The organism is Mesorhizobium sp. W016 (assembly GCF_054719485.1).
In genome coordinates, this window is the sequence record NZ_JBTTIF010000002.1 from 2098548 (window position 1) to 2118932 (window position 20385).

Below are 20385 nucleotides of genomic sequence, written 5' to 3' on the forward strand. Positions count from 1 at the left end.
GTTCAGGCACCCGCCTTCGCCAGGGCGTCTTGCGCCGAAAGGCCGTCATGGATGACGCCGCGAAAGGCAAGCGCTGCCTTCTCCGGATCGCCGTGCCCCCAGAGATTGCGGCCGACCACGGCGCCGCGCGCGCCGGCACGGATGGCGTCCGCCGTCTGCTGAAGCGCGCCGAGCAGCGTATCGGTCTTTGGACCGCCCGCGATGACAACCGGCACCGGGCAGGTCCGGACGGTCTCCCGGAACGACTCGAAATCGCCGGTGTAGCCGATCTTGATCACGTCGACGCCGGACTCGTAACCGATGCGCGCCGCATAGGCGATCTCGTCGGGGGTGAAGACGATCTTTGCTCCGTCGGTGAAATCGCGAGGGTAGATATGCGCCACCACAGGCATGCCGTAGCGGGCCGCCGCATTCACCGAATCGGTCAGCCAGCGTATGTATTTGCCCTCCGTCGCGCCGCGCACCGGAATGGCCACGGCCAACGCATCGGCGCCCGCGCGCACCGCATCCTCGGGCGTTGCGATCAGCTCGCTGATGCGATCGTCCGCGGTGAAACAGCCCGCCTGAATTACCAGGGAAGCTTTGCCCGCATATTGCGGCCACAGATGGCGCGCAGTGCCAGGCTGGATGCTGACATAGTCGGGTTTGCCCGCCATGACGCGTGCGAGCGCACCCGGCAGGTCGGCAAGGCCGCCTTTGCGCACGTCGCCATAGCCGACGAAGTGGTCGACCGCGCCGCCAAAAAGGTTCCCCGATGGATGCGAGAAGAGGCGCGCGAGACGCACCTTGGTTCCTAGGCTCATGAGTTCAAAATTCCCTGATCGGTTGATTTAAAAATGCTCAATCCAGTGTTTCCGAAAGAAAAAAGAAAAACAATCTTTCGAAAGCTTTCGAATCTGCATATTTCCGGTAAGGTGAGCCGAGGCCGGCGCGATTGCTCGGCGCAGGCAGGCAAGGGCAGGGCAATGTTGTCGGAGCAGAGACGCCAATCGATCCTGGGCGAGGTGCAACGCAGCGGACAGGTTCGCATCAAGGACCTGTCGGACGGGTTTGGCGTGTCGGAGGTCACGGTGCGCTCCGACCTCGAAATACTGGACCGCAAGGGACTGCTGACCAAGACCCGTGGAGGAGCGGTGACCCGGACCACCGATTCGACGACGGCCGCGTTCGCGCGGCGGATGCAAACGAACCTCGACGCAAAGAAGCGCATCGCCCGGGCGGCGCTCGACCTTTTCGAGGACAACCAGTCGATCATCTTCGACGGTGGCTCGACCTTGATGCAGCTTGCCATGCAGTTACCGCCGCTCAGCAATGTCGTGGTCGCGGCCACGGCCATGAATATCGTGCAGCATCTTATGCATCGTCCCGGGCTCGACGTTCATATGATCGGCGGCCGGGTCTATCCCGACACGGTGAGCACGCTGATCACCGATGCCGATACGGCTCTCGGCGGCCTGGTAGCGCATCAGGTCTTTGTTGGAGCGCATGCGATAGACTCGTCACTGGATGTGGTCGACGTGAACGAAGACATGGCGCGAACGAAGCGAAACCTCGTTCGCATGGCCCGGCGCGTTGTCCTGCTCGCCGATTCGAGCAAATGGGGCGTCAGCGGGACGTCCAAGGCATTTTCGCTGTCGGCCGTCGATGTGGTGATCACCGACGATGGCCTGCCCGGTCCAATACGCAGCGAGCTTGATAGGATCGGGGCCAAGGTGATCTATGCCTGAACCCATCCCGGTCTCTGATGCGCGACGGAAAGCGCGCATGAGCCACGGGCTTCGCAGCGGCCGTCGGCCGTTTTTCATGCCGGTCATGTTCTCCTCCTCACGCTGGCGGCCTCCCAGTGCACGCCAGAATTCTCATAAGCTCTATAAAAATTTTACGCGCGTCAACATTTAAAGTCCTGTATAGCGGATTGCGGGGGGTCGTGGGAACTGCAACGGTTGCGCAGCATGCCCTTGGCTTCGGAGGAAAGCTGGAAATGCACGGAAAATCAGAGACAAAGCTCGGCATCGGTGTCATCGGCTGCGGCAACATCTCGATGACCTATCTGCGCAATGCAGCGCTCTTTGGTGGTGTCGAGCTACGCGCCTGCGCCGACATTTCCGCTGACATGGCCGAGCTGCGCGCCAGGGAATACGGCATCCGCGCCCTCGGCGTTGACGCGCTGCTGGCCGACCCCAATATCGACCTCGTGCTGAACCTGACAATCCCCGCGGCGCATTTCGATATTTCGTTCTCGGCGCTTTCGGCGGGCAAGCACGTCTTCACCGAAAAGCCGTTGGCAACCTCCGCCGCCGACGGCCGCCGGCTTGTCGCCGAGGCCGCGAAGCGCGGCCTGCTGATCGGCTCGGCGCCGGACACATTCCTGGGTGCAGCCGGCCGCCGCGCGCGCCGGCTGATGGATGACGGCGCGATCGGCAAGCCGGTGACCGGCACCGCTTTCATGATGGGACGGGGCATGGAGCACTGGCATCCCAATCCGCAATTCTACTATCAGCCCGGCGGCGGTCCGGTGTTCGACATGGGTCCCTACTACCTGACCATGCTGGTCAACCTGCTCGGACCGGTCGAGCGCGTCATGGCGATGGCGACGCACGGCCAGGAGGAGAGGCTGATCACGGCCGACGGGCCGTTCAAGAACACGACATTCAAGGTCGGCACGCCGACCAACATAGTGTCGCTGCTCGAATTCCGTTCCGGCGCCACCGTCACCTTCGGCGCCTCCTGGGACGTGTTCAAACACTCCAACCATCCGATCGAACTGCACGGCACCGAAGGCTCGCTCAGGCTGCCCGACCCCGACACGTTCGGCGGCACCGTTTCGCTGTCGGAGCGTGGCGCCGACTGGGCCGATTTCGCCAGCGAGAGCGAACTCTATGGCGACCGCAACTGGCCCTATTCCGCGCCCGACCGCGCCAATTACCGCATGCTCGGCGTCGCCGATCTGGCGCGCGCGCTGGCCGCGGGCAGAAAGCCGCGCGCCTCCGGTGAGCTGGCGCTGCATGTGCTTGAGATCATGGAGGCGATCCTGGGTTCGGGCGAAAGCCGTGGCTCGGTTGCCGTCAACGGCACGGTCGACCAGCCGCCGCTGCTTGGCGAAGACGAAGCCGCAACCCTGCTTGCCTGACGGAGGTTCGCCCGTGACGCCACCGTCCCCGTCGCCCCTAGATCCGGAGGCCCGGCATGTGCTCGAGCTCGGCAGCCAGGCCGGCGCGCCGCCGTTCGAAACGGGAACGCCTGAGCAGGCGCGCCGCGCCTACAATGAAGGCTTCCCGACCCTGCAAGGCGAGCGCGAGCTGGTCGCGTCGATCAGCGAGCGCATCATTGCAGGACCCGGCGGTCCGCTGAGGCTCAGGATCTATCGCGGGCAGGGCGCGCCTTCGGCAGGCGCTCCGGCGCTGCTCTATCTCCATGGCGGCGGCTGGGTAATCGGCAATCTCGACTCGCATGACGAGATCTGCCGCTGGTTCGCCAACGAGGCAGTCGCTGTCGTCGTTTCCGTCGACTACCGGCTGGCGCCGGAACACAAATTCCCGGCGGCAATAGAGGATTGCCGCGCAACGCTCAACTTCATGCAAAGCGCGGCGGACGAACTCGGCATCGAGGCTGCCAGCATTGCGGTTGCCGGCGACAGCGCCGGCGGCAATCTCGCTACGGTGCTCGGCCTGCTCACGCGGGGGGACAAAAATCCGCCGGCAGCGCAGCTGCTGTTTTATCCCAACACCGATGCCGGGCAGACGACGGACAGCTATCGCCGCTTCGCCATAGGCTTTGGCCTGACCGCCTCGACCATGGCCTGGTTCCGCGACCATTATGTCCGCAATGCCGCCGACATCGGCGACTGGCGTACCTCACCGCTGAAGGCGGAAAGCCTCGCCGGTGCGCCGCCCACCTTCATCGCCATCGCCGGTCACGACATCCTCGCCGACGAAGGCGAGGCCTATGCCAGGCGTCTGCAGCAGGCTGGCGTGCCGGTCGTGCTGGAACACTGGCCCGGTCAGATCCACGGCTTCGTCTCGATGGGCCGTCACGGCCCGGCAGCGAGACAGGCGGTTGCCGCCGCCATTGCCGCGTGGCGAAGCTTCGATCCTGCCTTTGGAAAGGCTCAAGCGGACTGACGCATCACCAGGGCGGCGTCGAGGCTGACCTTCGGCGCGACGTTTGCCGTATCCTCGTTGAGCAAAGCGAGCAGTGTCTCGACGCTGCGCCCCGCCATGGCGGCAAAATCCTGCGCGATGGTGGTCAGTGCGGGGCAGGTGTAGCGGCTCAGCGGATGGTCGTCATGGGCGGCGATACGCAGGTCGCAATCGGCCTTGCGGCCGATCTTCAGCCCTTTCGCGAAGGCTGCCGCCATCACGCCGAAAGCCAGGCGGTCATTCGCACACAGTATGGTCTTGCCGGGCAGACCTCTGGTCTTGCCGGGCAGACCTCCGGTCTTGCCGGGCAGACCCCCGGTCTTGCCCGGCAGGCCGCTGGCCCCGAGCATCTGTTCCATCTGCTTGTAGCCGATGCGCTCGAAATCCCATGTGTAGTCTCGGGTGTTGCCGATAACCACCGGCTCCTGGCCAAGTTGACGCATCGCGGCGACGTAACTGTTCAGGCGCTCCGGCGAATTGTGATTGACATGCGGGATGTCGAAATAGACCGGGGCGTCGCCGGAGCGGCAGAGATAGTCGACGATGGTCGAGACGCTCTGGGCATTGTTGTTGCCGACAAAGGGCGTGCCGCCTTCAAGATAGGTGTCGAAATAGACGACCGGCATTGTCTGGGTCAGCTTCTCCAGCGTGCGCCGGTCCGAGCGCAAGCCGAGCGGCGCGATCAGCGCGCCCGAAACTTTCAGCGACAGGATGGTACGTGTCGCCTCCATTTCGAGCTCGGTTGAGCCATGCGAGGAGATGACGATCGGCCAGTAGCCCTCGTCGCGCAGCCTGAGCTCGATGCGGCTGACCATTTCGGAATAGAAGGGATCGGTGACCGTCGGTACGACAATGCCGATGGCGCGGGTGCGCTTGCGGTTGAGGTTGCGGGCAAACAGATTGGGCTGGTAGTCGGACGACCGCAACGCCTCTTCGATGCGCTTGCGCGTTGCCGGCTTGACGCTGGTCGGATCGTCGAAATATTTCGACAGCGTCGGCCTGGAGACGCCGCAGGAGCGGGCGAAATCCTCCATCGTCTTGTGCGTCATTGGCATTCAATCCTCGTCTGGCGCGCCAGAACCTCGGTCATCCCTTGACGCTGCCCACGGTCCTGCAGCCGGCGCGTCCGCCACGCAACGGCAGACGAAATTTACAGGAAACGTCAGTGGGTTCAACGCGCAATGACAGATTATACCGTGCGTAAATTTGTTCAATTGACGCGAAAATTGTCGCGCATCAAAGTCTCGGTCACAAAGAGCGCTGAAAAGTCCAGGCACCATGACACAACAGATCGATCGGCTTCTTTCCCAGCTATATCGTCGGCTCGATGCCGCCGCGATTGTGATCTGCGATGCTATCGATCCGCGCTATGGCGACGACCTCTCCGGCAAGGGCGGCGGCCAGCCCGAACTGGTCTTGCGTCCGCGCAACGCCGCCGACGTCGCCGAAATCCTGCGCCTATGCAGTGGTATCGGCCAGAAGCTGGTCGTCCATGGCGGCCGCACCGGGCTGGCCGGCGGCGCGCGCGTGCAGCCGGGCGAAGCGGTGCTGTCGCTGGAGCGCATGACCGCGGTCGAAGCGCCCGACGGCGCCGCGGCAACCATCATCGCGGAAGCCGGCGCGCCGCTGCAAATGGTGCAGGAAGCGGCCGATGCGTCCGGCCTGATGTTCGGCGTCGATATCGGCGCGCGCGGCACGGCGACGGTCGGCGGCAACATCGCCACCAATGCTGGCGGCATTCGCGTGCTGCGCTACGGCATGTACCGCGCCCAGGTGCTGGGGCTGGAGGCCGTGCTTGCCGACGGCTCGATCCTGACTTCGTTGCGTGGCCTGGCCAAGGACAATTCGGGATACGATCTCAACCAGCTTTTCATTGGCAGCGAAGGCACGCTGGGCGTGGTTACTCGCGCCTGCCTGCGGCTGCATCCCAAGCCCGCCACCGAGGTTGCCGCCTTTTGCGCACTTGGCTCGCTGGAGGCGGCGATTGCGTTGCTGGGGTTGCTCAAGCAGCGGCTCGGGCCCTTGCTTTCGGCCTATGAGGTAAACTTCTCGCCGCTCTACGGCGCCATGATTGCCGGCATGGCCGCGCCGGCGCCGCTGCCTGCCGGCGCGCCCGTCTATGTGCTGGCCGAGATCCAGGGCAACCAGGCCGAGCTGGACGGCGAGCGTTTCGCTTCGGTGCTGATGCAGGCGGTCGAGGACGGCATCGTCGCCGACGTGGTCGTCTCGCAGTCGCCGCGCGAATTCCGTGCGCTATGGGATGTGCGCGAAGAGGCCAACCGCTTCCTGTTTGCGATCGAGGGCATGATCGGCGTCGACATCAGCATCCCGTTGGCGACCATGGCGGGTTTCCTGCGCAACGCCGAAGCCGCGATCCACGCCGTCGACAGCCGCGCCGAGATCTACGTCTTCGGCCATCTCGGCGACGGCAATCTGCACTATCAGGTCGACACCACGGAACCGGCGGCCGCCTATGAGATCATCTATCGCGGCGTGGCGGCATGCGGTGGCGCCGTCTCGGCCGAGCACGGCATCGGCCTCGACAAGAAGAAATGGCTGAACCTCGTGCGCAGCGACGCCGAAATATCAGCCATGCGCCGGCTGAAGGTGGCGTTCGATCCGCACAACATTCTCAACCCAGGGCGGATTTTCGATATCATTTGATCGCCAGGAGAATCTAGCTTGCAACTGGCGAGAGCAGCGCGTGTAAGTCGACCGTTCTCATCTGCTCGACGCCGTCCAGAGTCATATTTCCCGCGACATAGACGATGATTGCCAGACCGAGCCAGCCGATCCAGCGATACCTGGCAAGCAGCGCCGCCACCAGCGTCGAGGCGACCGCCATCAGAACCACCGACAGGATGAGACCGAACACCAGCGCATTCATGTCGTGGGCGGCGGCGCCCGCCACGGCCAGCACATTGTCCAGCGACATCGAGACATCGGCGACGACGATCTGCAGGATCGCGGTGCGCAGCGCCTTGGCCGGCCGCGCCGTCGCAAGTGCTACGGCTTCAGTGTCGACGTCCTCGCCGTCGCCGGCCGAGCGCAACTCCTGGAACATGTTCCAGCACACCCAGAACAAAAGCATGCCGCCGACCAGCATGATCCCCGGAATTTCCAGCAGTTGCACCGCGATCACCGCAAAGACGACGCGGATCACCGCCGCCGCGGCAATGCCGGCGATGATCGCCTTCTGCCGCAACGCCTTGGCGAGGCCTGCGGCCGCCATGCCGATCACCACGACATTGTCGCCAGACAGCACAAGGTTGATGGTGATGACTTCCAGATAAGCGGCGACAGTCGTCTGGTCGAAACTCATAGAGCGGTCTCCCCGGAAGGCTCCGGCTGGTTGCGGCGGATCGGACCGATGTCTGCGCAAACGCGAAGACAGCTGATTTGAGTGCAGCCCGGCATTGAAACAAGACGCCAGCGCGGCCAATCGGTCCTCATCCACGGAATTCATCGCCGGTTCGTGATTTCCGACCAGAAATGCCCGTCCCAGAATGCCCATCATGGAAGGAAGACAAAAGCGTTCCGCTTGCCTATCAATATTGCCGACCAAAGGAGAGACGAGCATGAGCAAGACGGCACTGATTTTCTGGGGCGGATGGGAAGGCCACACGCCGGCTCGCAGCGCCGCTGTCGTCAGCGAGATATTGACGGGGCATGGCTTCGAAGTGCGGATAGAAGAGGGCACATCGGCGCTCGCCGATCCGCAGCTCCCGGCCATCGATCTGATCGTGCCGGTGATCACCATGTCGACGATCGAGAAACCGGAGCTGCAAAACCTCACCGCCGCCGTCAGCGGCGGAACCGGCCTTGCCGGCTTCCACGGCACAATGGGCGACAGTTTTCGCAACGAGCCGAACTATCAGTTCATGACGGGCGGCCAATGGGTCGCGCACCCCGGCGACATCATCGACTACCGTGTCGACATCATCAGCGACGATCCGATCGTCAGGGGTATCGAGGGTTTCGCCTACCATTCCGAGCAGTATTACATGCATGTCGACCCGAGCAACGAGGTGCTGGCGACGACGACGTTCAGCGGTGAGCATCTCGATTTCATCGACGGCGTCGTCATGCCCGTGGTCTGGAAGCGCCGCTACGGCAAGGGCCGCGTCTTCTTCAGCGCGCTCGGCCACACCGCGGATGAGTTTTCCGTGCCGCAAATGCGCACCATCTTCGAGCGTGGGGTGCTGTGGGCCAGCCGGTAACCGGGGCCTGTCCAAGCAAGCAACGGCGATATTACGCCTCCGCTACTCGCTAAGCCGCGGCTAACGCACTATGCTGGCTGAGGTCACGGCATTCGACCGCCGTCATCGCAACTGAAATGTGTTGTCACGGGGGGCATGCATGTTCGGGGTCGTCGGATTAGTAAGGCATGGAAAGCCGTCGCAGCGCTGGCGTCCGCCGGCTCTGGTGGTCGTGGTGTTCGGTCTGTTGCTGCTTGCGCCGCAGGTGGCCAACGCGCAGCCACACTGGACGCTCGATCCGGCGAATTCGACACTCACCTATCAATCGGTGAAGAAGAACACCATTGTCGAAACCAACAAGATCAGGAACCTCTCGGGCACGCTGACATCGGATGGCGCCGCCAAGGTCACGTTCGACCTCAACTCGGTCGACACCGGTATCGACCTTCGCAATGTCCGCATGCGCTTCCTGTTCTTCGAAACCTTCAAATTCCCGACGGCGGAAGTGACGGCGAAAGTCGATCCCGCCGCTTTTGCCGATCTCGCCACCAAACGGCGCATGAGCGCGCATATCCCGTTTCGCCTGAGCCTGCACGGCGTCGACAAGGACCTTGAGGCCAATGTCGTGGTCACCATGATCACCGACAGCATGGTGTCGATCGCCTCGGAGGCGCCGGTCGCCGTGCATGTCGAGGATTTCGGCCTGTTGCCCAACATCGAAAAACTCCAGCAGGCGGCCAATGTCAGCAGCATCGTCCCGACGGCTTCGGTGTCGTTCGACTTCGTCTTCACCGCTGATGGGGCCAAGCCGGCGGCGGCGCCTGCCGTCGCGGCCGCAGCCCCAGCCGATGCCGGGCCGGTCGCCACAGATGCAGGCAAGACGTCCTTCAGCGACGATGAATGCCTGAACAGGTTCGAGGTGCTGTCGCGCACCGGCGCCGTCTATTTTCGCCCAGCCAGCGCTCGGCTCGATGAAAAGAGCCGCCCGCTGCTGGCCGAGGTGGTCGGCGTCGTCGGCAAATGTCCGAAACTGAAGGTCGAGGTTTCGGGCCATACCGATTCCGACGGCTCGCCGACGGCCAACAAGAACCTGTCGGAACGGCGCGCCAAGGCGGTCGCCGACGCGATCATCGCTGCGGGCATTCCATCGGCGCAGATCACGGCTTCCGGCTATGGCGAGGAAAAGCCGGTGGCGCCGAACGATACGCCGAAGAACAAAGCGCTGAACCGGCGGATCGAGTTCTCCGCCACGCCGCTCTCCAACTGAGCCGGTCCTTAACTGAGAAGGCCCGTCACCGAAAAGGAATCCGGTGCGTTTGGACATGATTGCAAGTTGCGGCAACTTCATGCGCGGCATCGGCCTCGCCGTGCTGGCGCTTGCGTTGACCATGACCATGACCATGACCGCGGCCAGTGCCGAACGCCGCATCGCCCTGGTGCTCGGCAATTCCCATTACCGGAACGCGCCGGTGCTGCCCAATCCGGTGAACGATGCGCAGGCAATGTCCGATCGCCTGAAGGGGCTGGGCTTCGAAATCGTCTCCGGCCTCGATCTCACCAAGGCGCAGACGCAGGAAAAGATCGCACAATTCGCGCGGCAGGTGCGTGGCGCCGATATGGCGCTGTTCTTCTATGCCGGTCATGGCCTGCAGGTCTCGGGCAGGAATTACCTGCTGCCTGTCGATGCGGCGCTGGAGGACGAGACCTCGCTCGACTTCGAAGCCGTGCAGGTGGACTTCATCCTGCGGCAGATGTCGCGCGAGACCAGCATCAGGCTGGTGTTCCTCGACGCCTGCCGCGACAACCCGCTCGCCGATGTGCTTGCCAAGGAGACTGGCGGCGACAGCACGGCAAGCAGCGGCCTTGCCGAAATACCGATCGAGAATGGCGGCGCCGGCACGCTGGTCGCCTTCGCTGCCAGTCCCAACCAGCTCGCCTATGACGGACCGGGCGAGCACTCGCCATTTTCGGCGGCGCTGCTTGCCCATATCGGCGAGGTCAACGTCTCGATCACCGAAGCGATGAACCGGGTTACGTCGGATGTGTTCAAGGCCACAGCCGGACGCCAGCGGCCCTGGATCAACGTTTCGCTGACCACCGATGTCGTGCTTCACAAGGTCGATCTCAAGGCGCCGCTGATCGTCGGCGATTCCGGCGCGGCTGCGCCCGAAGGCGATACGCAGGCGCGCACCGGCGCGGCCGCCAATCCGCCGGGTACGGACGCCGGCGAGCAGGCGCTGGAACAGCTGCGTGAGGAAATTCCGAAGCTGGGCTCGGACGCGCCAATCCTTTTCGATGTTCCGGTCAATTTCGGCGACCCGGCGATCGACGGCAAGAGCATCGCCCAACTCATCCAGGGCAAGCCGCACTTCAGTCCGGTCGAGGGCCTGGAAAAGTCCGTCTGGGACAACCAGTGCAGCAACTGTCATCAATGGACCGAGGAGCGGCTGTGCGACCAGGCCAAGACCTACGTCACCAATGACGTCTCGGTGTTGCGCCTGCAACACCCGCTGGGCACGCGCTTCAAGGTGGCGCTCGGCAAATGGGCGCAAAACGGCTGCAAATGAAACCGCCGCAAGTTAATTTAGAGCATGACCCAAAAAACGGGTACCGATTTTAGATCAAAGATCAGATTTCAACTAAATCTCGTCATGATCTAGGAGCAATCAGGCTCGGCGCAGCGCCTCGGTTTCGGCCAGATGGATGCCCATCTCGACAAAGGCGGTGAGCACGGAGAAACGGTCCGCCACCGCAACCCGCGCCAGTCCGGCCAGTATGCCGGCATTGACGGCATGCGCAGCCGGCAGCGGCCGCAGCCTCGACCCGTTGGTCTGCGGCGTCAGGCCATTGATGTGCCGTTGCGCCGCTAGCGCGATCCAGCCGGCAGGCGTGTGCTGCTGCGTCATCGCCGCCCCGGCGACAGCCTCCCGGCGGGTTGCATTGTTGGGGTCGCCGACCCACTCCTGGATCAGTGCCAGCGTTGCGAGGTCCTGCTCTTCGAGCAGCTCGGTCAGATGCCCCAGGCACTCATGGCCCCACCAGATTGCGGCCCGGTCAGGCAGGAGATAGGCGCAAAAGGTAATCGCTTCCTCCGGGATGCGCCCGGCCATCAGCCGGCGGCAGAACTCGAGCGAGGGTTGGTCGGTCGGAACAGCCGTCATGTCCCGGGCGACAGCCGTGTTCGCGGCGAAGAGATCGCGTGCGGTCTGGAATCGAAGCCCGTTGACCATCGCTGCTGTTATCCTCCCCCAGCCCTCACTCAACCCGCCTGCGAGGCGCGGGTCAAGTCTGTCGACCACCACATGTCCATGACGTTGTTCACAGACAAACGCCTCACGGTTTGGTATATTCCACAGCCGACCGTGATCTCGACAGATCATTGTCGAACAGGAAGAGTTGGCCCGGATCCATGGATCGGGCCTGAGTGAAAATCGGATGCTCGAAACGGGAGTAACCGTTATGCAGCGGCACATTTCAGTCTTGGCATTGGCGACCGTGCTTTTCTCGACGCACGTCTATGCCGACCCACTTCAGAAATCGGAAGACATTGTGAAGTTCTTTGCCGGCGCTATCGATCACGGCGCGGCACGCGGGATTTGTGTCGGCACCGAGGACGAGTGCAAGAGCAAGACCAACCAGAAAGAAAAGCCTCCGGAGAAGACCGGCCTCGATATGCTGATCAATTTCAGCCTGGATTCGTCCGAGCTCGACGCCAAGGCGCGCAGCGAACTCGACGAATTCGCCAAGGCGCTGAAGGACGATCGGCTGAGCAAGCTGTCCTTCGTCGTCGAAGGCTATACCGACGCATCCGGCTCGGCGACCTACAATGAAGGCCTGTCGCAGCGCAGGGCGCAATCGGTCACCGCCTTCCTCGAATCCAACGGCATCGAATCCACCCGCATCAAGGCGGTCGGTCTCGGCGAGGCCAATCCACGCAATCCCGATCCCTACGATCCCGTCAACCGGCGGGTCGAGATGCGGATCAAGGCGCAGTAGCTTCGCCGGCTGCGTCTTCCGGCCGTCGTCAAACACAACGCCGCGCGTCCAACGGACACGCGGCGCTTTTATTGTTTGACATGATCGATCAGTTCTTGAGCACGCCGCCGACCGCTACGCCGGTGCCGAAGATCAGCGCCTTGGTCAGGAAATCATTGTTGTCCCGCGGCGGCGGTTCATCCTCGCGCACGACCTCGCGGTTGCGCCTTTTCTGCACGAACTGCTGTTGCCGGCGCGGCTTCTGGGCGTACTGCTTCTTGCGTGGCTTTTCCGCCACCGGCTTCAGCGTGCGGGCCTTCTGCACCACCTGTTTCTTCTGCTTGTCCACTCCGGCCTGGTCGGCCTCGTGCCTGGCACGAACGGCCTCCATCATCGGGTCCGTCTGGATAACCAGGAACGCCAGTTGCTCGCGCGTCAGGAAGGTGGTCGGAGGCAGCCCGTTCCCCTCTTGCCAGTCGCCGATCGCTTGCCGGGTCTTGGCGCCAATATTGCCGTCAACGCGGCCAAGCTCGTTGCCCAGCGCCTCGACGCGCAATTGCAGGTCGATGCGGCCCTGGCGATCGAGACCGATCGCGTTCTCCGTCGCCTCGGTGCCCAGCACCTTCTTCATGTCGTCCGAAATGCCGACCGAGGTGCGCACGGCAGAACCCGAGTTCGCTTCGTCGGCATCGAGCGCTGCCACCTGCCGTTCCTGGGCTTTCGGATCGTTCAGCGCATCGATGTTGAGCCGCGCCACCGTGGCGAAGCGGCCATTCGGGAACTGTTCGAGATAGGCTTCGTAGAATGGCGCGGTGTTGCGCTTCGAGGCCTCGTCCCAAAGCCGCTGCTCGACTTCCCACGGAGGCGGTTCGCTGGTGACGAGAGCAGGGGCGGGCGCTGCCGCGGCGTTCGCGTCATCGGCGGCCGGTTTTACCATCGGCGCGGCTTGGGCGGCCGGTTTGCCAAGGAAGACCTCGCGGCCCAGCGATGCGTTGTGCCATGGCCGCTGGCGGCCTTGCGTGGTCTCGGCCACTTCGCCGCGCACCCGCGTCAGCGCACTCTGGATCTCGACGCCGGGTTCGGTCAGGTGCCTGGCGAGCGCGGTCGAGTAGGGGCTGTCGACGCCGTTGCCGTCAAAGGCGATGGCGCCCGGGTCGGTGGCATAGGCAATCAGGATGCCGCCGGTGCCGACGCCCTCTGATTTAGGGTCGATCGGCGCCAGGCCGGTGCCCAGCGCGGTGGAGCGGGTCTTCGGCATCGCGGCCGCCAGTGTGCGTGCCAGCGGATTGTCGCGGCAGGCATCGAGGATGATGACGCCGACCGCCGGGTCGGGTGGCAATGCGGCCATGAAGTCGTCGATCTGGACGGTGCGGGTCTTGAGATAGGCAGGTGACGTCAGTTCGGCGTCGACCGGGATCAAAAAGTTCTTGCCGTCGACCTGCATGCCGTGGCCGGCATAGAAAATGACGGCGAGGTCGGCATCGTAGGACTGCTCGGTGAATTTGCTGATCAGGCTGTGCATGCCGGCATTGTCCTGGTCGACGCCCTCGATCACCTCGAAGCCGGCATTGCGCAGCGTCGATGCGATGAGATGCGCGTCATTGGCCGGATTGGGCAATTCGACGGCATGGACGTATTTGCTGTTGCCGATGACCAGCGCGACGCGTTTGACGCCACCGGCATCCGGCGCCGCCGCCTGGACGGTGCCAAGCGCGGTCAGCATTAACAGAAAAAATCCGCTCAAAAGGACGGCAAACGCTTTCATGGGATCGGCCCTCCGCCCCAATGGGGCGCGTTATTGATGGCTGCGCATGCTAAATTTCACCAGCGACTGTATCGCTTCTGCCAAAATGGCTGTTGGGGGTATGTGATCCCAGCCACAGTTTTGGTTCACAAGGACCCAAAAACCTTCCCAAATATCCGCAAACATACCATTCGCCGGCCTCAGAACAATCGGCTTGGCGAAAGCCGGGGCGAACTGCCAGCTCTAGCCCGGCTCAAGAGTATTTTGGATCGAGCCGACCAGTGCTGTTATCGCCTGCTTGTATTTTTCGAACTCCGGCGATGTCTGGCGGACTTCCGTCGTCGTCTGCTGGCCCGCATCGGTGGTGGCGGGCGTCGGCAATTTGCGGCCCATCTTCCGTTCCGCCCAGTCGACGACGTAGCTGGCGGTCTTGCCGGCAAGAAACGGGTTGGCCTGGATAACGGACGAGCCGAGCACGGCGCTCAACTGCGCCGATCCCGGCGACGCCAGCACCTGATGGGCGCCTTCCATACCGAGGAAATGGCAGAGATAGAGCCGGCCGGCGGTGATCTGGTGGCCACGCGCCTTGAGATAGGCTTCGCCCTCGCGCGCCAGATTGCGCACCATCTCACGCGAGATGGTGGCGTCGTAGCGCAAAGCGAGCAGGTCTGCGGTCGACAGCGAGCGCGCCAGTTCGGGACGATAGGTGTTCATCATCCGGATCCAGGTCTTGGATATGAACTGGCCGGCGCCTGTCGCCGAAGACAGCGGGTTCTTGGCCCGCGCGCTACCGCCCGATTCGACGTGGACGATACGGTCGGTCAGCGTTTCGACGGCGGGATCGCTGGAAGTGACGGCGATTGCAGCGGTCACTGTTCCGAGCGGATCGATCGCCTGACCGCTCTGGTAGAGTTCGAAATGCAAATGTGGCCCGGTCGACAGGCCGGTGGTGCCGATATAGCCGATGATGTCGCCGGCCTTCACCTTGGTGCCGACACCGCTGGCAATGGCGAATTTCGACATATGCGCGTAGCGCGTCTCGCGGCCGCCGCCATGGGCGATCTTGACCACATTGCCGTAGCCGCCGCCGTCGCCCTGGAAGATGATCTCGCCGTCGAAGGCTGCGGCGATCGGCGTCCCCACGGGTGCTGCCCAGTCGACGCCCTTGTGGATGCGAACAACGCCCAGGATCGGATGCTTGCGCGGCCCGAAGGTCGACGTCATGACACCGTTGACCGGCGTCACCATGCCGTTGGCCACCGTCAGCGAGCGCACCTGGTCATCGCCCGAGACGCAGGAAAACTGGCCGTCGCTCTGCTGGAAAACGAAACAATCCAAGCTCTTTTGCGTGCCTTGGATACCGACATAGAGCACCCGTCCGTCGGTCTCGTTCTTGCCGCGCGGCGTCTGCGAATAGATCAGCACAAGACGCTGGTCCTCGCTGGCGAAAGCATCCAGATCCTGTCCCCGCGACAGATACATGATGGCTTCGCCAATGATGCCGCTCGGCACATTGTTGCGGGCCGCCGTCGAATAGATCGCGTCGAGCAGGCGGTATTGCCGTTTCTGCGTGCCTTCGGTCTCGGCGCCCGAATAATTGAACAGGTCCTCGCGCACCCACGGGTCGACGCCCGACACGAAGGCACCGGCCGCGTTGCGTGTCAGCGTGCCGACAAAGACGTTCCTGGCGTAGATCGAGACCTGCATCAGCGACATCGTCGTGGTCTCGCGCGTCGGCCTAAAGCCGCGCATCGCCACGACATAACCAGGCTGCAGGCCGTCCTTGTCGAACAGCGCCTTCAGCGCCTCGCCGGCAAGCTTTGCGTCGTCGGCGGAAAAATGCGCATCGAGCGCCACGCTGTCCAGGCTGCGGTCGTTGAGGATTTTCACGAAAATGTCCTCGGTCGCCTCGAAGCGCTGATATTCCGAGCTGACGTTGGCAACGCTGGTGTTGTTTTCGACCGCTGTCTTCTGAAAGGCGGGGAGTGCTGCTTCGCCCTCATCGATGGTCTCGCCCCAGCCGGCCTCGGGGTCATCGGCCGCCGCCGATGCACCCGGAGCAGCCTGCGGGTCAGGAGCTGGGCCGGAGGCCGCCGGAGCCCCGTCCGCGCCGGGCGATGGTTGAAGATCGTTCTGCAGGTCATTCTGCGGATCGTTGGGTTCGGCGGGTGGCGCGACCGCGGTCTTCCGCTGCGCCTGGAAGAAGGCGAAATCCTCCTGCGTCGAGGGGATCGTCGTCATGAATTTTTCGCTGGCGCTCAGCATCACGTCGGAGAGAACCATGATCTGAGGGGAGATGCCGGCCTGGTCGAGCTCCGTCGGGCGCGGCATCCCGCGGCTCTTGGCGGCGCCCGCCTCCGGCGCCAGTGTGATCCACATCGGGTCGCCGGCAAGGTCGATGATGGCCGGCACGTAGACCGATGCGTCGGCCGGCACGTCGTCCGAGTCTTCGACGGCATGCAGTTCCTCGTCCTCGTCGCGGAACGACCAGTAGTCGGCGGTAAGATAGAAGCCGGTGGCAATCGCGGCGAGGACGATTGTCGCCAGGCCAGCCGCCAGCCCGAGCCAGATCCTGCGCCTGCGTAGCGCGGCGCGCGCCTGCTTCTTTGCCTTGAAGCTGGTGTCGATGCTGTGCGTCACGGTGCGCTTCCGGTCAGGAAGAAGGTCCAGCGCACCTGTTCCTGCGTGTCGACTTCGAGAAACTTCGCCGCGATATGGCCGCGCTGCCAGCATTCATCGATGCCGCGGATCGAGAACCGCCGCCGCTCGATGCACATGTCGGTGGAGCCTGCCAGAATGGCGTGGCCGAAGACATCCGTCGCGTAGATGTAGATGTAGCGGTTGGTCAGCTCCTCGCGAATGACGTTGACGCATTGATTGGCGCCGATGGTCCACCAGCCATCGGTCTGGTCGGCATCGTCGACCTTCTGACCGACGGCAAGATTGACGACGTCGAGCGTCTGGTTGCAGACGGTGAATTCGGCGCGCGCATGCCCGGTGGAAAGAAGCGCCAGCAACAGCGTCGCGACCGCGCTCGCGGCGAGCTTCACGCGCACGTTCCGGGCAAGCAGGACGGGATCTCGGCGACGGCGTTGCATCGGCGTCGGTGCTAGCCGCCGAGGCGGAAGTATTTGGCGGTCGCCGAAAATGCCGAACTCCTGGCGCCGATCTCGTCGAGGATCCTGGGCAACAGCACCGAGGCCGGCGTCGGCGTTGTGAAGTCCGCCGCCTTTATGTCCTGCGGCCCGGTGATCACCATGATGATCTGCGGCAACGCCTTGCCTGCCGCCTTGTCGGCGGCGCCGAGCCCGATCGGGATCGAGAAGGTCGCCTTGTCGGCTTGTACGACAACATGATCGTCGAGGTTGAACGCGATGCCCCTGTGGTCGATCAGGAACACGCTCGACACCAGCCCGCCATGCGTCATCAGCGTGCCGTCGATCGGCGAGCCGTCCGGCACCGATGTCTGGTCGAGGACAAGCTGCGGCCTGTCGGCCGTGCTCGCGCCCATGAAACGCAGGAAGCCGGTGATCCCGCATTGCGGGGGCTGGATAAGGCGGACGCTGATATCCGGCTCGACATGGAACTTCGCCTGGAATTCCCCAAGCAACTGTTCGAAGGGTGGCACCGACGTGCCGAAGCCCTCGATCGCGACACCCTTGTCGGCGACCGACGTCACCGTCGCAAAAAAACAATCACCACCATTGAAGGCGCGTACCCAGGTGACCCGCTCCGCGGCCGCATCGGCCGGTGGCGGCACCTCCGGCTTGGGCACGTTCATGGCAATGTCGGGCTCTGCCGGCTTGTCGGCCTGCTCACCGCTGGCGATATCGGGCTGGCTCGGCTTAGGCTCCGCGGTCGGTTCAGGCGCCTGCGTGTCCGGCTTGGGCGCCTGCGCGGTCGGTTCAGGCGCCTGCGCCTTGGGCTCGGGCGCTTGAGCGGTGGGTTCCGGCGTCGGTGCTGTGGGTTTGGGGGCCTCGGCCGTCGGTTCAGGTGTTTGCGTGGCTGGCGCTGTCGCCTTGGGCTCTACCGGCGGACTGACAGGCTCGGGGTTCTTCGCGGCATCGGACTGTGACGGGCCGGATGGCGGTTGCAGCGCGACGGTCTTGTCGGTTGGTGCGGCCGGCAGCGGGGCCGTGGCGCTCGACGCGACTGGCGGCGTCGGCTGCGGCTCGACCGGCGCTTTGGCCTGATCTTCAGCCGGAGTCTCCGCTGGTTGCGGCTTTGGCACCGTCTTCTCGACCGGCGCAGTGTCCGAAACGGGCTTGTCAGCGACGATCGGCTTTGTCAGTCCGGGTTGGAGCGGCTTGCCGGTGTCGGTGAGGCGAGGCCGGTCTCCGAATCCCACGATACCCGATGCATAGAGCCCTCCAAGCGATACCATGACCACCGCCGCCAGCACCGCGATCGTCAGATTTCTGCCTGTAGTAGCACGCTTCGGCGGTGTGCTTGCTCGCTTGGGAGTTTCAGCAGCCGGTTTCGGCTGCGACAGGTGCGCCGGGCGCACGTGCGGCACGAAAGACGGCTCCGCCGTGCCGCTTGGCGGGGCCGAACCGAAGCCTTGGGCCGGCGAGTCCCCGATCTTCGAGACAGGCCCTGCGGTCTGCCCGGTTCGCGGCAGACCGGGCCGGGGCGCGAGCGATGCCGGCGGCAAGGTCGCGTCGCTGTCGTCGCGCGTCAACCGGGCGATTTCGGCCATGCTGGCCGGTCGATCATCCGGGTCAGGCTGCAGCATCGCTTCGACGATGTCCCTGAAATCGGCATCGATGCCGGAGAGATCAGGGACGGTCCGCCGTTTTTCGACGATCTCGTATTGCGAGCCGCCCATATCGATCGGCTTGCCGCGCAGCGCCGCCGCCAGCACCAGCCCCAGGCTGTAGATGTCGGACTGTTCGCTGACCTCGCCGCCATAGAGCCCGAGCTGCTCGGGGGAGACGTAATTGTATTTTCCGGCAAACTTGCCGCCGATCAGCGTCTCGCCACCGACCGCGGCCGATCGCGCAATGCCGAAATCGATGATTTTTGCCCGCTCGACCCGGCCTCCCGGCAGGATGATGTTGTCGGGCGAAAGATCGCGGTGGATGGCGCCGGCCTGGTGCACGGCGCTCAGGCCCGAGGCCAGCCGGTGGCACAGTTTGCGCACATCCGGAGTCGCCATCGCCCCGCCGCGCATGATGTCGTAGAGCGACTGGCCGTCGACGAATTCCATCGCCAGATAGGGCCGCCCGATGCCGGGATCTATGGTGAAGACGTGGTAGCGCACGACCGCGTCATGCGACAGATGGTTGAGGATCGAGGCTTCCTTGCGAAACAGCGACAGGATCGTCTGATCGCGGGCGAATTCCGGCAGCACGATCTTGATCGCGACATGATCGCCGGTCTGGATGTTGTGGCCGCGATAGACTTCGCCCATGCCGCCCGACGCGATGCGTTCGTCGAGCTCGTAGATGCCGCTGAGCTGCGTGCCGACGCTGGTATCCGCCATGTTGGGCAATAGCCGGGTCTTGTCGTCGGAGCTCATCGGTCGTGGCCTCCTGCTCGGGACAGGCCATTGCCTTTGTCTCTGATCTTGACCAGAACGATGGTGACGTTGTCGGTGCCGCCGCGCTCAAGCACCATGGAAAGCAGCTTTTCGCAGGCAGCCTGCGGCGCTGCCGAGAGCACTGCTGCCGCAATTTCCGCGTCGCTGACATGCGCCGTCAGCCCGTCCGTGCTGAGGATGAAGATGTCGCCGGCAAGGGTCTCTCCCTGCTGGAAGTCTATGGCGATTTCGTCGTTGACGCCGATGGCGCGGGTGATGACGTTGCGGCGCGGCCAGTTCTCCGCTTCGGCTGCGCTGATCGCGCCGCTGTCGAGCAGTTCCTGCACCTCGGTGTGGTCGCGCGAAATCTGCGAGATCGCGGCGTTGCGCACGAGATAGACGCGGCTGTCGCCCGACCACAGGCAGGCGAACCTGCCGTCCATGGCCAGCAGTGCGGCAACGGTGGAGCCGATGGTCACGCCGCGTGAGCGCGAAATCCGGCGAATCTCGGCATGCGCCCGGTTCAGCCGATCCTCAAAGCGGGCGCGCAGATCCGGCGCCGAACTGGCGATGCCGATCGTCGCCAGATGCTCGACAATGCTTGCCGAAGCGACTTCTCCGGCCTCGTGCCCGCCCATGCCGTCGGCCACCACCCAGAGGCCGATCTGCGGCTCGACCAGAAAGCTGTCCTCATTGTGGTCGCGCACGCAGCCCTTGTGGCTCACGCCGTAGCTCTCAAAGGCGGCATCGTTCACTTGCCTACGCTCCGCAACGCCTTGGCTGACGTGCCTGGCCAGTCTGCCACAG

Annotated in this window: 17 protein-coding genes; 8 read left to right on the forward strand and 9 right to left on the reverse strand. The window is 63.9% G+C overall.

Annotated features, from left to right (window positions below):
• Positions 1 to 2: 2 nt before the first annotated feature.
• On the reverse strand, positions 3 to 803 hold the full coding sequence (locus ACYG9V_RS10520; protein ID WP_023692211.1) for a beta/alpha barrel domain-containing protein: 801 nt from the start codon (positions 801 to 803) through the stop codon (positions 3 to 5).
• Between the two features lie 162 nt (positions 804 to 965).
• On the opposite strand from ACYG9V_RS10520, the gene ACYG9V_RS10525 reads away from it, so the two are divergent.
• The 3 genes from ACYG9V_RS10525 (at position 966) to ACYG9V_RS10535 (ending at position 4121) form a co-directional block, all read left to right on the forward strand.
• A complete protein-coding gene (locus ACYG9V_RS10525) occupies positions 966 to 1727 on the forward strand; it encodes a DeoR/GlpR family DNA-binding transcription regulator (protein ID WP_023686999.1) in 762 nt (253 codons plus the stop codon).
• A gap of 254 nt (positions 1728 to 1981) precedes the next feature.
• Positions 1982 to 3130: a Gfo/Idh/MocA family protein gene (locus tag ACYG9V_RS10530; protein WP_023714869.1), complete on the forward strand. Its 1149-nt coding sequence runs from the start codon at positions 1982 to 1984 to the stop codon at positions 3128 to 3130.
• Positions 3131 to 3143: 13 nt separating this feature from the next.
• On the forward strand, positions 3144 to 4121 hold the full coding sequence (locus ACYG9V_RS10535; RefSeq protein WP_031197971.1) for an alpha/beta hydrolase: 978 nt from the start codon (positions 3144 to 3146) through the stop codon (positions 4119 to 4121).
• Here ACYG9V_RS10535 and ACYG9V_RS10540 read toward each other — a convergent pair.
• A complete protein-coding gene (locus ACYG9V_RS10540) occupies positions 4109 to 5194 on the reverse strand; it encodes a LacI family DNA-binding transcriptional regulator (protein WP_352762834.1) in 1086 nt (361 codons plus the stop codon). The two genes, ACYG9V_RS10535 and ACYG9V_RS10540, sit on opposite strands and share 13 nt — an antisense overlap.
• A 223-nt stretch (positions 5195 to 5417) precedes the next feature.
• On the opposite strand from ACYG9V_RS10540, the gene ACYG9V_RS10545 reads away from it, so the two are divergent.
• On the forward strand, positions 5418 to 6803 hold the full coding sequence (locus tag ACYG9V_RS10545; protein ID WP_023667911.1) for an FAD-binding oxidoreductase: 1386 nt from the start codon (positions 5418 to 5420) through the stop codon (positions 6801 to 6803).
• A 13-nt stretch (positions 6804 to 6816) separates the two neighbouring features.
• On the opposite strand, the gene ACYG9V_RS10550 is transcribed toward ACYG9V_RS10545, so the two are convergent.
• Positions 6817 to 7461 carry a YjbE family putative metal transport protein gene (locus ACYG9V_RS10550; RefSeq protein WP_023667912.1) on the reverse strand — a complete coding sequence of 215 codons (645 nt, stop codon included), beginning with the start codon at positions 7459 to 7461 and terminating at the stop codon, positions 6817 to 6819.
• Between the two features lie 256 nt (positions 7462 to 7717).
• Here ACYG9V_RS10550 and ACYG9V_RS10555 point away from each other — a divergent pair, with 256 nt between their 5' ends.
• From ACYG9V_RS10555 to ACYG9V_RS10565, 3 genes are all read left to right on the forward strand, one after another.
• Positions 7718 to 8359 (forward strand): ThuA domain-containing protein, encoded by a 642-nt coding sequence (locus ACYG9V_RS10555; RefSeq protein ID WP_352762832.1) that lies wholly within the window; start codon positions 7718 to 7720, stop codon positions 8357 to 8359.
• A 139-nt stretch (positions 8360 to 8498) separates the two neighbouring features.
• The gene (locus ACYG9V_RS10560; RefSeq protein ID WP_352762830.1) at positions 8499 to 9605 is read left to right on the forward strand and encodes an OmpA family protein; all 1107 of its coding nucleotides are present in this window, start codon (positions 8499 to 8501) and stop codon (positions 9603 to 9605) included.
• A gap of 55 nt (positions 9606 to 9660) precedes the next feature.
• Positions 9661 to 10905 carry a caspase family protein gene (locus ACYG9V_RS10565; protein ID WP_352762941.1) on the forward strand — a complete coding sequence of 415 codons (1245 nt, stop codon included), beginning with the start codon at positions 9661 to 9663 and terminating at the stop codon, positions 10903 to 10905.
• Positions 10906 to 11004: 99 nt separating this feature from the next.
• Here ACYG9V_RS10565 and ACYG9V_RS10570 read toward each other — a convergent pair whose 3' ends face one another.
• Positions 11005 to 11568 (reverse strand): DUF6931 family protein, encoded by a 564-nt coding sequence (locus ACYG9V_RS10570; protein WP_023735648.1) that lies wholly within the window; start codon positions 11566 to 11568, stop codon positions 11005 to 11007.
• Between the two features lie 229 nt (positions 11569 to 11797).
• Here ACYG9V_RS10570 and ACYG9V_RS10575 point away from each other — a divergent pair, with 229 nt between their 5' ends.
• Entirely contained in the window at positions 11798 to 12334 is a 537-nt protein-coding gene (locus ACYG9V_RS10575; protein ID WP_023815176.1) for an OmpA family protein, read from the forward strand.
• Positions 12335 to 12422: 88 nt separating this feature from the next.
• Here the strand turns inward: ACYG9V_RS10575 and ACYG9V_RS10580 are convergent, their stop codons facing one another.
• From ACYG9V_RS10580 to ACYG9V_RS10600, 5 genes are all read right to left on the reverse strand, one after another.
• Positions 12423 to 14036: a caspase family protein gene (locus ACYG9V_RS10580; protein WP_352762827.1), complete on the reverse strand. Its 1614-nt coding sequence runs from the start codon at positions 14034 to 14036 to the stop codon at positions 12423 to 12425.
• A 264-nt stretch (positions 14037 to 14300) separates the two neighbouring features.
• Complete coding sequence (locus ACYG9V_RS10585) at positions 14301 to 16697, reverse strand: M23 family metallopeptidase (RefSeq protein ID WP_023818541.1); 2397 nt, start codon at positions 16695 to 16697, stop codon at positions 14301 to 14303.
• The gene (locus tag ACYG9V_RS10590; RefSeq protein ID WP_050485828.1) at positions 16694 to 17155 is read right to left on the reverse strand and encodes a DUF1036 domain-containing protein; all 462 of its coding nucleotides are present in this window, start codon (positions 17153 to 17155) and stop codon (positions 16694 to 16696) included. Before ACYG9V_RS10590 ends, ACYG9V_RS10585 begins: the two co-directional genes overlap by 4 nt.
• Before the next feature lie 11 nt (positions 17156 to 17166).
• A complete protein-coding gene (locus ACYG9V_RS10595; protein ID WP_023682631.1) occupies positions 17167 to 19578 on the reverse strand; it encodes a serine/threonine-protein kinase in 2412 nt (803 codons plus the stop codon).
• Positions 19575 to 20333, reverse strand: a complete 759-nt coding sequence (locus ACYG9V_RS10600) for a PP2C family protein-serine/threonine phosphatase (RefSeq protein ID WP_023687014.1) — start codon at positions 20331 to 20333, stop codon at positions 19575 to 19577. Before ACYG9V_RS10600 ends, ACYG9V_RS10595 begins: the two co-directional genes overlap by 4 nt.
• Positions 20334 to 20385: the final 52 nt, after the last annotated feature.

Excerpts from the sequence above, each read along its gene's own strand:
- ACYG9V_RS10545 (WP_023667911.1), top strand. The coding sequence starts at position 5,418 with ATGACACAACAGATCGATCGGCTTCTTTCCCAGCTATATCGTCGGCTC.
- ACYG9V_RS10580 (WP_352762827.1), bottom strand. The coding sequence starts at position 14,036 with ATGCTGACCGCGCTTGGCACCGTCCAGGCGGCGGCGCCGGATGCCGGT.
- ACYG9V_RS10555 (WP_352762832.1), top strand. The coding sequence starts at position 7,718 with ATGAGCAAGACGGCACTGATTTTCTGGGGCGGATGGGAAGGCCACACG.
- ACYG9V_RS10520 (WP_023692211.1), bottom strand. The coding sequence starts at position 803 with ATGAGCCTAGGAACCAAGGTGCGTCTCGCGCGCCTCTTCTCGCATCCA.
- ACYG9V_RS10550 (WP_023667912.1), bottom strand. The coding sequence starts at position 7,461 with ATGAGTTTCGACCAGACGACTGTCGCCGCTTATCTGGAAGTCATCACC.
- ACYG9V_RS10570 (WP_023735648.1), bottom strand. The coding sequence starts at position 11,568 with ATGGTCAACGGGCTTCGATTCCAGACCGCACGCGATCTCTTCGCCGCG.
- ACYG9V_RS10525 (WP_023686999.1), top strand. The coding sequence starts at position 966 with ATGTTGTCGGAGCAGAGACGCCAATCGATCCTGGGCGAGGTGCAACGC.
- ACYG9V_RS10590 (WP_050485828.1), bottom strand. The coding sequence starts at position 17,155 with ATGCAACGCCGTCGCCGAGATCCCGTCCTGCTTGCCCGGAACGTGCGC.
- ACYG9V_RS10565 (WP_352762941.1), top strand. The coding sequence starts at position 9,661 with ATGATTGCAAGTTGCGGCAACTTCATGCGCGGCATCGGCCTCGCCGTG.
- ACYG9V_RS10530 (WP_023714869.1), top strand. The coding sequence starts at position 1,982 with ATGCACGGAAAATCAGAGACAAAGCTCGGCATCGGTGTCATCGGCTGC.
- ACYG9V_RS10595 (WP_023682631.1), bottom strand. The coding sequence starts at position 19,578 with ATGAGCTCCGACGACAAGACCCGGCTATTGCCCAACATGGCGGATACC.
- ACYG9V_RS10560 (WP_352762830.1), top strand. The coding sequence starts at position 8,499 with ATGTTCGGGGTCGTCGGATTAGTAAGGCATGGAAAGCCGTCGCAGCGC.
- ACYG9V_RS10575 (WP_023815176.1), top strand. The coding sequence starts at position 11,798 with ATGCAGCGGCACATTTCAGTCTTGGCATTGGCGACCGTGCTTTTCTCG.
- ACYG9V_RS10540 (WP_352762834.1), bottom strand. The coding sequence starts at position 5,194 with ATGCCAATGACGCACAAGACGATGGAGGATTTCGCCCGCTCCTGCGGC.